Here is a 15101-nt window from a genome sequence, read left to right on the forward strand (position 1 = left end):
TTTCATAGTCAATGTATTGCTGTTTTCATTCAAATCGGCTGCTTCGCATGATTCCGCCAAAGCACATTCTTTTATAAAACGTTCAGGAACTTCTATCGGTAACACTTCCACCCATGATCGGCGCTTTTTTAAAAAAGGAATGTCTTAATGAGTTTTGAAGGAAGCGAGGACAAAAACTTGAGAAGATCAATATTTATATCGTCTGTATGCGGTAGAATTTGAAAATTTCCCAGTACTCAAAAGAAGGAATGACACAGAAAAATCGCAGCACTCTTTATTTTTACCTCATTTCAAAAAATTATTCAACTTAAATAATGCTTTGACATATAAATGATAGGGTTGACTCTTTATTGCAAAAGAAAAGCGGGACTTTCCGTCCCGCTTTTATCTATTTATGGCCGGATCACAAGATTTGGTTTTTTCTTCAGGCTGTGTCTTCCGTCAACGAATCGGACCGTTCCTGATTTCGCCCGGATGACCAGACTTTCAGTCGTGCCGACGGAGCCTTTGAACTGAACGCCTTTCAGCAGCTCTCCGTCCGTGACGCCCGTTGCGGCAAAAATGGCGTCATCCCCTCTCACAAGATCCTCCATCCGGAGCACTTTGGATACATCAAGGCCCATTCGCTCACAGCGGGCCTGCTCTTCCGCACTTTGCGGCAGAAGCCTGCCGATGATTTCGCCGCCGAGCGCTTTTAACGCAACGGCAGACAGCACGCCTTCAGGAGCCCCGCCTGAACCGAAGAGAATGTCTACTCCCGTATGGTCAAAGGCCGTATTGATGGCGCCCGCGACATCACCGTCGTTGATCAGTTTGATTCTGGCGCCCGCCTCACGCAATTCAGAGATGATTTTTTCATGTCTGTCACGATTTAAAATGGTTGCCACGACATCTTCAATGTCTTTGTTTTTCGCCTTCGCAACGGCTTTTAAGTTATCAATGACAGGCGCTTCAATATCGATGCAGCCTACCGCTTCGGGACCGACTGCGATTTTTTCCATATACATATCCGGGGCGTTCAGCAGTGTTCCATGGTCGGCGACCGCGATCACCGTCAGCGCATTCCAGCCGCCGCTCGCTACGATGTTTGTGCCTTCAAGAGGATCGACTGCGACATCGACGCGCGGGCCGTATCCGTTTCCGAGCTTTTCGCCGATGTAAAGCATCGGCGCTTCATCCATCTCGCCTTCCCCGATCACGACCGTGCCTTTCATCGGCACCGTGTCAAACACGTCACGCATTGCGCTTGTCGCCGCATCATCAGCTTCATCTTTTTTCCCGCGGCCCATCCATCTGGCAGATGCTAAAGCCGCCGCTTCAGTGACTCGAACCAATTCCATCGATAAGCTTCTTTCCATTTCAACACGATCTCCTCTCAAAAGTCCGCATTTCTATGAATTTTGGAGCTGTTCTATCTCTTCGTCCGTCAGCCTTTGCCGCCAGATTGTGGCGCCCAGACCTTCGAGTTTTTTCTCAAGATTGCTGTAGCCGCGGTCTAAATGCTCAAGACCGGTAATTTCGGTTACGCCGTCAGCCATGAGCCCGGCGACGACCAGACAAGCACCTGCACGCAGATCGCTCGCCTTTACTTTTGCGCCCTGAAGCTCGGCCGGACCTGTGATAATGGCCGACCTGCCTTCCACTTTCATGTTGGCCCCCATCCGTCTCAGCTCATCTATATGTTTAAATCGGGCCGAGTAGATGGTGTCGGTTACGACGCTCGTACCGCTGGCTCTCGTTAACAGAGATGTCATCGGCTGCTGAAGATCAGTCGGGAATCCCGGGTAAACAAGCGTTTTTACGTCGACCGGTTTTATCTGCTTCTGCCCGCCGAGCATAAGAAGCTGATCGTCACTCGTCTCAATGTGAAAACCCATTTCCCTGAGCTTCGCCGTTAAAGACTCCAGGTGAGTCGGTATGACATTATCAATAATGACTTCTTTCCCCATCGCGGCGCCGGCGATCATAAAGGTGCCCGCCTCAATTCTGTCCGGAATGATCGTATGCCTGCATCCGTGCAGCTCTTTTACGCCGTCGATTCTGATTACATTGGTTCCCGCGCCTTTGATCTTTGCGCCCATGCTGGTGAGCAATGTGGCAACATCAATAATCTCAGGTTCCTTGGCGGCGTTTTCTATCACGGTTTTACCTTCAGCCAGTACAGCGGCAAGCATGATATTGATCGTCGCTCCGACGCTGACGACATCTAAATAAATCCGTGCGCCTCTCAGCCTTTCGGCGCGCAGATAAATCGCGCCTTGTTCATTGGTGACTTCCGCCCCAAGCGCTTCAAACCCTTTGATGTGCTGGTCAATCGGCCGCGGCCCGAGATGGCATCCGCCCGGCAGTCCGATGACCGCCTGTTTGAAGCGGCCCAGCATCGCGCCCATTAAGTAATAGGAAGCGCGGAGTTTTTTCACTTTGCCGTTGGGAAGCGGCATGCTGATCATCGGGGAAGGGTCGACGACCATTTCTCCTTTTTCAAAATGGACGTTTCCGCCGATTTCTTTCAGCAGGTCACGCAGCGTTTCAATATCTGAGATCTCCGGAAGCCCTTCGATCGTTACTTCGGAATTTGCCAGAATGGTTGCGGGTATCAATGCGACGGCGCTGTTTTTCGCGCCGCTGATATGTACGGTTCCGTTTAACGGATCGCCGCCGGCAATATTCAACTTTTCCATGATAGTCTCCTTCCATAAGAAGATAGCTGCGGAGCGTAAATAAAATGGCATTTTATTCTGTCTCTGCAAATAAAGCTCTTGTCCAAAATGTAGCCAATTCGAAGAGAAAGAATACAAGGACATTATAAAATAACAGGAAGAAAATAGCGAAGCTTTGCGGGGCATTTTTAACACAGGATGCACAGAGGCCCGCCGGGTTCACATTCCGGGGAAACACACTCTTCACTTTGATACTTAAGGCCCGCTGCCAAACAGGAAAACATAAGGGTGCGGCAAACGGATGCAACCGGTTTGCCGCCCTTTTCACCCTTATTTATTCCAGTCTGCCAAGAATTGCTCGATGCCTTTATCCGTTAACGGATGTTTCGCCAGCTGGTGAATGACTTTCAGCGGCATCGTACCGATATGTGCACCGCGTAAAGCGGCTTCAGTCACGTGCTGCGCATGACGGATGGAAGCTGCGATGATTTGTGTATCAATGTCATGAATGTCAAAAATCTGTCTTATTTCTGAAATCAGTTCAAGACCGTTATGGCCGATGTCATCCAGACGGCCTAAGAACGGAGATACATAAGTCGCCCCGGCTCTTGCCGCCAAAAGCGCCTGGTTGGCACTGAAGATGAGCGTTACGTTTGTTTTAATGTTCAGGTCGCTCAGCGCTTTTACGGCTTTTAACCCTTCAGACGTCATCGGTATTTTCACCGTGATATTCGGTGCGATTTTCGCAAGTTCTTTACCTTCTTCAATCATTTCTTCAGCATTCAGGGAAATGACTTCCGCGCTTACTGATCCGCTCACGACTTCCGTAATCTCACGAAGTCTGTCATGGAAAGACACGTCAGCTTCTTTCGCCACTAAACTAGGGTTTGTCGTAACTCCGGCAAGAACGCCAAGTTCATAAGCTTCTTTAATCTCGTCAATGTTTGCTGTATCAATGAAAAATAACATAAGGAAAGCCTCCCCAGTAATAAATTTTCAGAACTGTAAAACATGATTGCGCTTTCTAAAGGTAAGACATAAAACCGCCTGTCAATCCTGTCAGGCGGTTTATGGATGTTACATTGGATTAAGCTTGGTTTGAAGAACCGAACTCACGCATTTTGCCGATAACCGTTTCTTTGATCGCTTCACGAGCAGGTCCAAGATATTTACGAGGATCGTATTCGTTCGGCTTAGCTGCCAATGTTTCGCGGACAGCTTTTGCAGAAGAAATTTGGTTTTCAGTGTTTACGTTGATTTTAGCCGTACCAAGTGAGATTGATTTTTTAATGTCGGCAGTCGGAATTCCTGTACCGCCGTGAAGTACTAATGGAAGGCCGGTTGATTTGCCGATATCTTCCATTTCTTTGAAACCGAGGTTCGGTTCGCCTTTGTAAGGGCCGTGAACAGAACCCAGTGCAGGTGCAAGGCAGTCGATGCCAGTGCGCTCTACAAGTTCTTGACACTCTTTAGGGTCAGCATAGATTACGCCTTCAGCGATCACGTCATCTTCCTGTCCGCCTACAGTTCCAAGCTCAGCTTCAACTGAAACGCCGTGGAAATGAGCAAGCTCAACCACTTTAGCTGTAGTTGCTACGTTTTCCTCAAACGGGTGGTGAGATGCGTCGATCATTACAGAAGTGAAGCCTGCATGAATCGCTTTCGCACAAGATTCAAAGCTTGAACCGTGGTCTAAGTGAATGGCGACAGGAACTGTCACTTTGTATTCTTCCATAAGAGCTTTAACCATGGCAACCACTGTTTTGAAGCCGCCCATGTAGCGTCCCGCGCCTTCTGAAACACCAAGAATAACCGGGGATTTTTCCTCTTCTGCTGCTTGTAAAATAGCTTGAGTGAACTCAAGGTTATTTAAGTTAAATTGTCCAACAGCATATCCTTTTTCTTTAGCTGTATTCAACATTTCCGTCATTGAAACTAAAGGCATGTCGAAAGTCCTCCTTATGTAGCCTGATTTGCTTCTTCTCGAAAAAAGCTTTCCACCTATAGCATGACCATAAAAACCTGTCATATGTAAAACAACAGATCGCTTTTTCTCCATCTCTAGGATACCAACTTTTCGACAAATCGGCAACACAATGACATAATTGTTTCTAATTTTATTAATTCGATTTTAGAGGTAAATATTTTTTCACCGCGTCTCTGATCTCATCAATGTCAAAAGGTTTCGCAAAATGAGTCAGCGCTCCGAGCTCTTTTGATTCCTTAATCATATCGAGTTCTCCGTAAGCGGTCATGATAATGACGCGGATAGATTCGTCGATCATCTTCATGCGCTTGAGAATTTCGATTCCGTCCATGCCGGGGATTTTCATATCTAAAAGCACGAGATCGGGCCGTTCTTTCGTTACGATGTCCAGCGCCTGTATGCCGTTGGCGGCCTGAAACGTCTGGTACCCTTCTTTATGAAACACTTCATTGAGCAATATGCGTATACCGTATTGGTCATCTACGATTAAAATCTTTTCATTCATCATTTTACACCCCAATATTATCATTTTCGTCAAAAGGAAGCAGTTGTTTATGTATTCTGTTTGATTTTCACATTTCCTTTAATTATAATAGTCTACTTTCCGACATTTTCTGAGCATTTTCTCTTTTGTTGTATACTGTTCTTGTATGTGTAAAGGAGGTTTCACTCATGTTAAAGATATTTACGACGCAGCTTGCAGGCATTTTTTCCCGCATTCAGGATAAGGAATCCGAAGCAATAGAAGACGGCGCGCGCCTGCTGGCGCAGGCAGCCGTCAGCGGTCATACCATTTATTTATACGGCGCAAATGAGATGCAGGGCATTTTGTGCGAGGCGGAACTCGGCTCAGAACCGATGCCTTCCGTCAAAGCGTTTCCGGATACAGCTGATTCGATTACAGAAAGCGACAGGGTGCTGATGTTTTGTTCAGCTCCGGGCACGGCTGAAGAACAGGCGCTGGCTCAAAAGCTTTATGAAAAAGGGATCGGCCTCGTTGGCGTATCTCCTGTCATCAAAGATCAAACCGGGATTGAGGAATTTTGTGATGTTCATATTGACAGCAAATTAAAAATGCCGCTTCTGCCTGATGAAGACGGGACAAGATACGGCTTTCCTTCATTAATGACAGGCCTGTATGTCTATCACGCACTGTCCTTTACGTTAAAGGAAATGATGCAGGAATATGCCTGATGCAGAAAAAAGACTTGCCGCTTTTAAAGGAGGCAAGTCTTTTTTTATTACTTCTGTTCTGCAGCTTGTACGGAAGCGCCGATAAAGTCTTTGAATAAAGGCTGAGGTCTTGTCGGTCTTGATTTGAACTCAGGGTGGAACTGGCAAGCGACATACCAAGGATGGTCTTTCAGCTCGATGATTTCCACAAGACGGCCGTCAGGGCTTGTTCCTGAGAACACAAAACCGTTCTCTTCCATTTGCTGTCTGTATTCGTTGTTGAATTCATAACGGTGGCGGTGGCGTTCGTATACCACTTCATCCGCATACGCTTCGAAGGCTTTCGTGTCTTCCTGAAGCTTACAAGGGTACAGTCCGAGACGAAGCGTTCCTCCAAGATCCTCGACATCTTTTTGTTCTGGCAGAAGGTCGATGATCGGATAAGGAGTGGACGGATCGATCTCCGCAGAGTGAGCCCCTTCCAGACCTAATACGTTTCGCGCATATTCAATGGATGCAATCTGCATACCGAGGCAGATGCCGAAGAACGGAATTTTATTCTCACGCGCATACTTGGCGGCGATGATTTTCCCTTCTACACCGCGGTCTCCGAAACCGCCGGGCACGATGATTCCGTCTGTGCCGCTAGTCAGCTCTTGAATATTGCTTTCTGTCACTTCTTCGGCGTTAATCCATTTGATCTTCACATCAGCGTCAAACGCATAGCCGGCGTGGCGCAGTGATTCAACGACTGAAATGTAAGCGTCCTGAAGCTCGACGTATTTACCGACGAGGCTGATTGTAATGGTTTTAGACAAGTTTTTCACTTTCGTGACAAGGTCTTTCCATTCCGTCATATCCGGGTCTTTGCATTCTAATTTCATATGATCGCAGACAAGCTTATCGAGTCCCTGCTCCTGAAGGTTAAGCGGGATGGAGTAAAGGTTGTCCGCATCTTCGCACTCGATGACCGCTTTCGTGTCAATATCGCAGAAGAGCGCGATTTTATCTTTCATATCTTGAGAAATCGGCATTTCCGTGCGCACGACGATGATATTAGGCTGAATACCGAGGCTTCTCAGCTCTTTTACGCTGTGCTGCGTCGGTTTTGTTTTCAGCTCGCCCGCCGCTTTGATGTACGGAACAAGCGTACAGTGAATGTACATCACGTTTTCATGGCCGATGTCGCTTTTCATTTGACGGATGGCTTCAAGGAACGGAAGGGATTCGATGTCTCCCACTGTTCCGCCGATCTCAGTAATGACTACATCTGCGTTTGTTTCTTTGCCTGCACGGTACACGCGGTCTTTCAGTTCATTTGTGATGTGCGGAATGACCTGAACCGTTCCGCCGAGGTAGTCCCCGCGGCGCTCTTTTTTCAATACGGCAGAATAGATTTTACCGGTCGTCACGTTGCTGAATCTGTTCAGATTAATGTCAATGAACCGCTCATAATGCCCTAAGTCAAGGTCAGTCTCAGCGCCGTCATCGGTAACGAATACCTCACCGTGCTGGTACGGGCTCATCGTTCCCGGGTCAACGTTGATATAAGGGTCAAATTTTTGGATGGTGACGCTCATGCCTCTGTTTTTCAAAAGGCGGCCAAGTGACGCAGCCACAATTCCTTTTCCGAGTGATGATACAACTCCCCCGGTTACAAAAATATATTTCGTCATTTCGTTTGCTCCTCTCTTCGGTCTGCGCTACATTCCTTAAAATGTGCCGTTTTATAGAAAATCATTTCACTAAAAACAAATGATGTGTAAAAGAATTTGGGAGATGAAAATAAGAAAGCTCCCTTTCAATTTCTTGAAAGGGAGCGTAGCACTCTTATGAATTCTCTTCTTTTTGAAGAGCCCAAAATACATACTACATAGTTCGACAATGAAAGTCAAGATCGTTTTGCTGATATAAAATCAGTCTTTGCGATCCTCTTCCTCATCATCATAATCTTCCTCATCTTCTTCAATCATCTCGTCTTCGATCTCAAGCTCGTCGTCATCTTCTTCATCGATATCTTCGTCGTCAAAGCTGTCTGCTTCAAGGTCAATATCTTCTTCTATTTCATCGAGATCGATGTCATCTTCGTCAACTTCCTCGAATTCATCAAGGTCGAGATCTTCCTCAACGACTTTTTTCGCTTTTTTCTTTTTCGCTTTTACAGTCGGCTGTGTTTCTTCGTCCAGCTGATCGTACGGATACCAGCTGCGAAGCCCCCACGTCTGGTCTGACAGAGCAATAAAGCGGCCGTCAATGTTCAGGTCTGTATAAAATTGGGCGATACGGTCACCCAGTTCCTCTTTCGTAACACCGAGCAAGGAGATCATTTCATTCAGCAGCTCCTGGAACGGAACCGGTTTTTTATGTTCTGAGAAAATTTCGTGAGCGATTTCAACTAAAGCCATCTGCTTCAGCTGTTCCTGAGAATATTGTTTGATACTCAAGGTCGGACACTCCCTTTCTATTACTTATATGTATCTGTTTCTATCCTATAATAAGAACGAATTTGTATTGTTTTGTTCATAAACCATACCTCTCATTATAAACAAATTAAAACAGAATATGCTACCCTTAACAGCGTAATTTAAGAAATTTTAGAGCCGTCCCTTCATAAATCGGCTGATGTGCGAAAACAAAGCCGCCGGCATATGCGCCGGCGGCCCGCTTCTTTCTATAAAGACTCTTGTTTTTCGGCGCCGAATACAGACATGGCGAGCAATTCACTGACATCATAAGTGCCGATCGCGTCTTCGGCTTCTTTCGCTTTCGTACCGTCACCGAGCATGGTCAGACAGTAAGGACATCCGGAACTGATGACCGTCGGGCTGACAGAAAGCGCCTGCTCAGTCCGGGCCGTGTTGATTCTCGCTCCCGTTTCTTCTTCCATCCACATGAGCCCTCCCCCGGCGCCGCAGCACATCCCGTTTTCGCGGCTGCGCTCCATTTCCTTCAATTGAACGCCCGGAATGGCTTTTAAGATCGCTCTCGGCGGCTCATACACTTCATTGTATCTTCCTAAATAGCACGAGTCATGGAAGGTAATCGTTTCATTCACCGGGTGAAGCGGTTTTAGTTTCCCCTGTGACACAAGCTCGGCTAATAATTCAGTATGATGATAGACTTCGGCCCGGAATCCGAAATCAGGATATTCATTTTTGAACATATTATAGGCGTGCGGATCAATCGTGACGATTTTTTTGATCCCGTGTTTTTCAAATTCGCCGATGTTGTGTTCCGCCAGCTCTTGGAACAGAAACTCGTTGCCCAAACGGCGCGGCGTATCGCCTGAGTTTTTTTCCTTATTGCCGAGAATCGCAAAGGATACGCCCGCTTCATTAAGCAGCTTTGCAAATGAGACGGCAATCTTTTGGCTCCTGTTATCGTAGGAACCCATTGAGCCGACCCAAAACAAATAGTCGAACTCTTTGTCTTGTTTTTTCATTTCTTTCACTGTCGGAATCTCTGTATCAGCCTGCTCCCTCCAGTTCTCGCGCTCTTTGCGGTTTAAGCCCCACGGGTTTCCCTGTCTTTCAATGCTTGTCATGGCCCGCTGCGCGTCGCTGTCCATCTTCCCTTCCGTAAGCACAAGATAACGGCGAAGATCGATAATTTTATCAACGTGTTCATTCATGACCGGACATTGATCCTCACAGTTGCGGCAAGTGGTGCACGCCCAAATCTCCTCTTCCGTGATGACCTCGCCGATTAAGCTCGGGTTGTAATCAATGGCTGCGGCCGCTTCACGCGATCCTCCCCCTGAGGAAGCCGCGGCGAGCTGATTCGCTTTCGTGTGCTGAAAAACGGGCGCGGGCACCCACGGAGATTTTGACGTCACGGCAGCGCCTTTTTCCGTCAAATGGTCTCTGAGCTTTAAAATGAGGTCCATCGGCGAGAGCATCTTGCCCGTACCGGAGGCCGGACACATATTTGTACAGCGGCCGCATTCGACGCAGGCGTAAAGGTCGACAAGCTGAGAGCGGCGGAAGTCTTCAATCTTTCCGACGCCGTAGCTTTCTTTCGACTCATCGGTGAAATCGATTTTTTCCAGCTTTCCTTTTGAATCCAGCCTGCTGAGGAACACATTCGCCGGACCCGCAATTAAGTGCGCATGCTTTGATTGCGGCACGTACACTAAAAAGCTGAGCAAAAACAACAGATGAAGCCACCATGAAACATAAAACACGGCGGCGGCCGCCGGCGCTGAAAGACCGCCGAGCACAATCGCAATGGAGGAGGCGATCGGCTCCGTCCAAGACAGAGAATGATCGTGCCATAAAAGGTTCATAGCGTTCCCGAGAAGCACCGTCACCATCAGTCCGCCGATAAACAGCAGGACAAGCCCCGCTTTAAACCCGCGTTTCAGTCTGACGAGTTTTTCAATGTAGCGCCGGTAAAACGCCCAGACTACGGCGACTAAAATCAGAAACGTGACGATTTCCTGAAAAAAGGTAAACGCCGGATAAAGCGGACCGAACGGCAGATGGCGGTCAGGAAGCAGCCCTTTCAGAATAAAATCAATTGCGCCGAACTGAACGAGTATAAAACCGTAAAAAAACAGAACGTGGATGATGCCGCTCTTTTTATCTTTCAGCAGTTTTTTCTGTCCGAACACATTCACCCATATCTTCTGAAGACGTTCTTTCAGGCGTTTATCAAATTCTTCCCTTTGGCCGAGCTTAATATAAGCGATCCTCGTTCTGATCAGGTAAACGAATAAATAAACGGCGTAAGCGGTTACAGCTGAAAACAGCAGCGCGTTTACCATGAGAAATGCGTTCATCTTGTCTCCCCCTTTGTTCTGATACCCCTCTTCATTGTCATATCTTTACTTTATCATAAATAATGAATGAGTGTTCAGTCAATAATTAAATTCACATTCTCAGGGCACACTACGAATACTTCGGAAAGGAGCGTCGGTATGAAGGTCATTTTTGTGTTGCTTGTCATTTTTATCATATTGATCGCACTTATGCTGCTTGATATGCTGCTTGGCCGGGCGGCGTACAAAAAACAGGCGTATGAGCCCGTTTTTGACCCGAAAAAGAGTGATATCACACTCATTCACTGCGGCAGCGAGCTTGTGCGGCAGATGACGGCTGATATCCGCCAAGCCGTCTCTTCTATTCATATGATGTTTTTTATTATGAAGAACGACCAAGTCAGCCATGAGATGTTTCATTTATTGAAGGAAAAGGCCCAGGCCGGCGTCTCCGTATATCTGCTGCTCGATTGGGCGGGCAGCCGCCAAGTGAAAAAGCCTTCCATTCAAACGATGAAAAAAGCCGGCGTTCACGTTCATTTTCTAAATAAACCGGCATTTCCGTTTCTATTTTTCAGGCTGCAAAAACGGAATCACCGGAAAGTGACCGTCATTGACGGCAAAATCGGCTATGTCGGCGGTTTTAATATCGCTGAAGAGTACCTCGGCAAAAAAGCGAAGTTCGGAAACTGGGAGGATTATCACCTGCGGATGACCGGAGAAGGCACGGCGGATCTTCAGACTCTTTTTGTAAGCGATCTGAAACGAAACACCGGAAAGGCACCCGGATCACCCGGGGTTTATCCGGCATTATCCGAAGGGAATATCTCTCATAGGACATATGCGTCTGACGGTTTTTCGCTTGAATCGCATTATGAAAACTGCATCCGTAAGGCGGAGAAAAAAATCATTATCGGCACGCCTTATTATGTACCGAGCAAAAAGCTTCAGGAAGCGCTTATTTCAGCCTGCCGAAAAGGCGTCAAAGTCATCTTGATCGTGCCGATGAAGTCAGACCACCCGCTCGTTCGGGAAACAGCTTTCACCTATTATCCCGAGCTTCTGAAGGCCGGCTGCCTCATCTATCGGTATTATCAAGGCTTTTATCATGTCAAAGCTTTCATTATTGATGACCGCATCAGCATTATCGGCACGCCGAATTTTGATAAACGGAGTCTGTTCTGGAATGAAGAGGTGAATGTCATCATTCATGATGAAGCCTTTACAAAGGAAGTGCTTTCAACCATAAAGCAGGACATCGAAAAATCCGAGCTTCTCACATTAGAAAAAGTGAAACAGCGCTCCGTCAGACAGCTTCCTGCAGAATGGCTGGGAAAGGCCATATCTTACTTTTTATAAAGGAGAAACCATATGCTGTTCAGATTCGGATTCGTCGCAAACGCCATGTGCCTTTGGGACGCGTCCCCCGCAAAAACCTTAACATATGCGCGCTATACCAAGCTTTCCCGCAGTGAGCGGAAAGACGCCCTGCTTTCTGTGACGAAAGCAAATCTTACCAATACGCTGCGCACCATCCACTATGTGGTCGGCCACGGCATCCCGCTGTACAGGTTCTCAAGCTCGATTGTGCCGCTCGCCACCCATCCGGATGTGCTGTGGGATTTTGTCACGCCGTTTCGCCAGGAGTTTCGTGAGATCGGCGGGCTGGTCAGAAAATATGACCTCAGAACGAGCTTTCATCCGAACCAATTCACGCTTTTTACAAGCCCGAAACAGGAGATTACCGCAAATGCGGTCAAGGATATGGCCTATCATTATGACATGCTGGACGCAATGGGCATCGCGGACCGTTCCGTCATCAACATCCATGTCGGAGGCGCTTACGGTGACAAACAAAGCGCGCTTGGCCGTTTCCGCGTGAATCTGAAAGAACTTCCCGATGTCATCAAACAGCGGATGACTTTAGAAAACGATGATAAAACATATACGTCCGAGGAAACACTCAGTGTATGTGAACAAGAAGGCATTCCGTTTGTGTTTGATTATCACCATTTTTACGCCAATCCGACCGATGACGCTGATTTAGATGACATTCTTCCGCGGATGATCAAAACATGGCAGCGGATCGGCTTAAAGCCGAAGGTCCATCTCTCCTCGCCAAAATCAGAATCAGCCGTACGCAGTCATGCGGACTATGTGGATGCGAATTTTATTTTGCCGGTGCTGGAGCGGTTCAGACAATGGGATACGGACATCGATTTTATGATTGAGGCGAAAGAGAAAGACCGGGCGCTGCTCCGGCTCGTCGAAGAATTAAGCGCCATCCGCGGAGTCAGACGCCTGGCGGGCGGAGTGCTGAAGTGGAAGGCATAACCAGGTTTATCACCCGTTTATATGGGGAATTTCCGAAATAACAGACCATCAGACGGAGGAGAAAACATATGAAAAACATTACATCTTTGAAAATAGCCGCTAAGAAGTTCACTTTACGAAACATGCTTCAGCTTTATCAGCTTTGCCACACGGGAGGCCATGAGCTGTATATCTACTCTAAAAAAACGATGTGCAAAATCAAAGATATCATTGAGCTGGAAACGTTCAGAATGGCCCATAAAGAACAAGAATATTTAATTGTAGTGGAAGGAAAAAAAGCGGTGCAGCTTGTTGACCGTTTCAAACATATCATCGAACCTGCGCAAAAAGAAGCCCATTAAATACGGACTACATAAAAAAAAGGATAGACAGGAGGCTGCCCGGCCCCTTTTGTCTATCCTTTTTCTTTTATTGATGTATCAGCTCGCCGAATTGGGCCTGATGAAGTCTCTGGTACATGCCGCCGGATGCCAGCAGTTCCTTATGATGACCTTGTTCAGCGATGCCATCTTTCGTGACGACGACGATCCGGTCCGCATCCTTAATCGTAGCCAGCCGATGGGCGATCACAAGCGTTGTGCGTCCTTCAGACAGCTCTTGCAGCGATTTTTGAATGGCGGCTTCCGTTTCTGTATCGAGGGCTGATGTAGCCTCGTCTAAAATTAAGATCGACGGGTTTTTCAAAAACATTCTGGCGATGGAAAGCCGCTGCTTCTGCCCGCCTGACAGCTTCACGCCGCGCTCGCCGATCACCGTGTTTAAACCGTCGGGATACCCGTTTACCAAGTCCTCTAAATGCGCCTGGCGGACGGCCTGCCAGATTTCTTCCTCAGACGCGTCCAGCCGCCCGTAAGCAATGTTTTCCCGCAATGTGCCGGAAAACAGAAAGACATCCTGCTGGACGACGCCGATTTGTCCGCGCAATGATGACAGCGTCATGTCCTTAATATCGATTCCGTCGATGGAAATCACGCCTTCAGACGGCTCATAAAAGCGCGGCAGCAGACTTGTCAGCGTTGATTTTCCCGCTCCCGAAGGCCCGACGAATGCGACTGTCTCCCCGGCATGAATGGACAAATTGATTCCCGACAGAACCGGACTGTTTTCTTCGTAACCGAACGACACACCATCATAACGGATATTCCCTTTTAAACCGGACACATGTCTCGCGTTCGGGGCGTCCTTGATATCAGGCTCCGTTTCCAGTATTTCTATAAAGCTTTTAAAACCGGCAATGCCTCTCGGATACATCTCAATAATCGCGTTGATTTTATCAATCGGACGGAACAGAACGTTCGTCAGCAGCACAAAAGCGACGAATTCCCCGTAAGATAACGATCCGCGGATCACGAACCATGTGCCGCACAATAAGACGAACAGCGTGACGAATCTTGTCAGCATGTAACTGATCGAGCCGTTTTTCGCCATGATTTTATATGACGTCAGCTTTGTTTTGCGGAAACGCTGATTGTTCACGTCAAACCGCTTCGTTTCAAACGCTTCATTGCTGAAAGCCTGAACAAGACGGATGCCGCCGATATTGTTTTCAACCCTCGCGCTGAAGTCCCCGACGTCTTTGTTCAGTTTTGTAAACGCAGAGGTCATTTTTTTATTGAAATACAAAGCAAGCCATATGACGACCGGCATAATGATAAAAGTCAACAGCGCGAGCTGCCAGTTAATAAACAGCATCACACCGAACGCGCCCAAAATCGTCATGATCGCGATAAACAGGTCTTCAGGCCCGTGGTGGGCGGTTTCTCCGATATACATCAAATCATTGGTGAGCTTGGACATTAAACTGCCCGTTTTGTTGTTATCGTAAAATTTGAACGAAAGCTTTTGCAGATGGTCGAAAAGCTTTTTCCGCATATCGGTTTCAATGTTAATACCGAGCATATGGCCCCAATACGTCACAACATACTGAAGTGCCGAGCTGAGGGCGTAGACCCCGAATAAAGCAGCGGAAGTCAAAATAATCAGACTCCAATCCCGCCCCGGGAGCAATGTATCGATAAAGTAATTGACAATCATAGGAAAACTCAGCTCCATCAGCCCGCCGGCGATGGCAGAAAAGAAGTCGAGAAAAAACAGCTTTTTGTACGGTTTATAATAAGAAAAAAATTGTCGCAGCACGATTCCGTCCTCCTTGTGCCTCGTTCTTAATGATAATATTTCTCAATTATAC

13 protein-coding genes and 1 pseudogene are annotated in these 15101 nt (G+C 47.3%); 4 read left to right on the forward strand and 10 right to left on the reverse strand.

Annotated elements, in window-relative coordinates; genetic code table 11:
- Window positions 1–85: 85 nt before the first annotated feature.
- From NYE28_RS19280 to spo0F, 6 genes and pseudogenes are all read right to left on the reverse strand, one after another.
- Window positions 86–191: pseudogene (locus NYE28_RS19280) on the reverse strand (hypothetical protein); the annotation flags it as partial.
- Window positions 192–392: 201 nt separating this feature from the next.
- A complete protein-coding gene (glpX, locus tag NYE28_RS19285; protein WP_003151105.1) occupies window positions 393–1358 on the reverse strand; it encodes a class II fructose-bisphosphatase in 966 nt (321 codons plus the stop codon).
- A 33-nt stretch (window positions 1359–1391) separates the two neighbouring features.
- A complete protein-coding gene (locus NYE28_RS19290; RefSeq protein ID WP_007407612.1) occupies window positions 1392–2681 on the reverse strand; it encodes a UDP-N-acetylglucosamine 1-carboxyvinyltransferase in 1290 nt (429 codons plus the stop codon).
- A 309-nt stretch (window positions 2682–2990) separates the two neighbouring features.
- Window positions 2991–3629: a fructose-6-phosphate aldolase gene (gene fsa, locus NYE28_RS19295; RefSeq protein WP_007407613.1), complete on the reverse strand. Its 639-nt coding sequence runs from the start codon at window positions 3627–3629 to the stop codon at window positions 2991–2993.
- Between the two features lie 118 nt (window positions 3630–3747).
- Complete coding sequence (locus NYE28_RS19300) at window positions 3748–4605, reverse strand: class II fructose-bisphosphate aldolase (RefSeq protein ID WP_003151102.1); 858 nt, start codon at window positions 4603–4605, stop codon at window positions 3748–3750.
- A gap of 175 nt (window positions 4606–4780) precedes the next feature.
- A complete protein-coding gene (gene spo0F, locus NYE28_RS19305; protein WP_012118670.1) occupies window positions 4781–5155 on the reverse strand; it encodes a sporulation initiation phosphotransferase Spo0F in 375 nt (124 codons plus the stop codon).
- A gap of 164 nt (window positions 5156–5319) precedes the next feature.
- On the opposite strand from spo0F, the gene NYE28_RS19310 reads away from it, so the two are divergent.
- Window positions 5320–5841: a DUF2529 domain-containing protein gene (locus NYE28_RS19310; RefSeq protein ID WP_015240764.1), complete on the forward strand. Its 522-nt coding sequence runs from the start codon at window positions 5320–5322 to the stop codon at window positions 5839–5841.
- 47 nt (window positions 5842–5888) lie between these two features.
- Here the strand turns inward: NYE28_RS19310 and pyrG are convergent, their stop codons facing one another.
- From pyrG to NYE28_RS19325, 3 genes are all read right to left on the reverse strand, one after another.
- Window positions 5889–7496, reverse strand: coding sequence for a CTP synthase (glutamine hydrolyzing) (gene pyrG / locus NYE28_RS19315; protein WP_007407615.1), 1608 nt, complete (start codon window positions 7494–7496; stop codon window positions 5889–5891).
- Between the two features lie 240 nt (window positions 7497–7736).
- Complete coding sequence (gene rpoE / locus NYE28_RS19320; RefSeq protein ID WP_007407616.1) at window positions 7737–8264, reverse strand: DNA-directed RNA polymerase subunit delta; 528 nt, start codon at window positions 8262–8264, stop codon at window positions 7737–7739.
- A gap of 227 nt (window positions 8265–8491) precedes the next feature.
- Window positions 8492–10600, reverse strand: a complete 2109-nt coding sequence (locus tag NYE28_RS19325) for a (Fe-S)-binding protein (protein WP_342490218.1) — start codon at window positions 10598–10600, stop codon at window positions 8492–8494.
- A gap of 138 nt (window positions 10601–10738) precedes the next feature.
- Here NYE28_RS19325 and cls point away from each other — a divergent pair, with 138 nt between their 5' ends.
- From cls to NYE28_RS19340, 3 genes are all read left to right on the forward strand, one after another.
- The gene (cls, locus tag NYE28_RS19330; protein ID WP_020954350.1) at window positions 10739–11938 is read left to right on the forward strand and encodes a cardiolipin synthase; all 1200 of its coding nucleotides are present in this window, start codon (window positions 10739–10741) and stop codon (window positions 11936–11938) included.
- A 12-nt stretch (window positions 11939–11950) separates the two neighbouring features.
- The gene (uvsE, locus tag NYE28_RS19335) at window positions 11951–12913 is read left to right on the forward strand and encodes a UV DNA damage repair endonuclease UvsE (RefSeq protein ID WP_338683777.1); all 963 of its coding nucleotides are present in this window, start codon (window positions 11951–11953) and stop codon (window positions 12911–12913) included.
- A 68-nt stretch (window positions 12914–12981) separates the two neighbouring features.
- Window positions 12982–13254, forward strand: coding sequence for a hypothetical protein (locus NYE28_RS19340; RefSeq protein WP_003151087.1), 273 nt, complete (start codon window positions 12982–12984; stop codon window positions 13252–13254).
- Between the two features lie 67 nt (window positions 13255–13321).
- Here NYE28_RS19340 and NYE28_RS19345 read toward each other — a convergent pair whose 3' ends face one another.
- A complete protein-coding gene (locus NYE28_RS19345; RefSeq protein ID WP_342490219.1) occupies window positions 13322–15049 on the reverse strand; it encodes an ABC transporter ATP-binding protein in 1728 nt (575 codons plus the stop codon).
- Window positions 15050–15101 lie beyond the last annotated feature (52 nt).

It is taken from the genome of Bacillus sp. FSL R5-0443 (assembly GCF_038608285.1).
Taxonomy (GTDB): Bacteria; Bacillota; Bacilli; order Bacillales; family Bacillaceae; genus Bacillus; species Bacillus velezensis.

Excerpts from the sequence above, each read along its gene's own strand:
- glpX (WP_003151105.1), bottom strand. The coding sequence starts at position 1,358 with ATGGAAAGAAGCTTATCGATGGAATTGGTTCGAGTCACTGAAGCGGCG.
- NYE28_RS19290 (WP_007407612.1), bottom strand. The coding sequence starts at position 2,681 with ATGGAAAAGTTGAATATTGCCGGCGGCGATCCGTTAAACGGAACCGTA.
- fsa (WP_007407613.1), bottom strand. The coding sequence starts at position 3,629 with ATGTTATTTTTCATTGATACAGCAAACATTGACGAGATTAAAGAAGCT.
- NYE28_RS19300 (WP_003151102.1), bottom strand. The coding sequence starts at position 4,605 with ATGCCTTTAGTTTCAATGACGGAAATGTTGAATACAGCTAAAGAAAAA.
- spo0F (WP_012118670.1), bottom strand. The coding sequence starts at position 5,155 with ATGATGAATGAAAAGATTTTAATCGTAGATGACCAATACGGTATACGC.
- NYE28_RS19310 (WP_015240764.1), top strand. The coding sequence starts at position 5,320 with ATGTTAAAGATATTTACGACGCAGCTTGCAGGCATTTTTTCCCGCATT.
- pyrG (WP_007407615.1), bottom strand. The coding sequence starts at position 7,496 with ATGACGAAATATATTTTTGTAACCGGGGGAGTTGTATCATCACTCGGA.
- NYE28_RS19325 (WP_342490218.1), bottom strand. The coding sequence starts at position 10,600 with ATGAACGCATTTCTCATGGTAAACGCGCTGCTGTTTTCAGCTGTAACC.
- cls (WP_020954350.1), top strand. The coding sequence starts at position 10,739 with ATGAAGGTCATTTTTGTGTTGCTTGTCATTTTTATCATATTGATCGCA.
- uvsE (WP_338683777.1), top strand. The coding sequence starts at position 11,951 with ATGCTGTTCAGATTCGGATTCGTCGCAAACGCCATGTGCCTTTGGGAC.
- NYE28_RS19340 (WP_003151087.1), top strand. The coding sequence starts at position 12,982 with ATGAAAAACATTACATCTTTGAAAATAGCCGCTAAGAAGTTCACTTTA.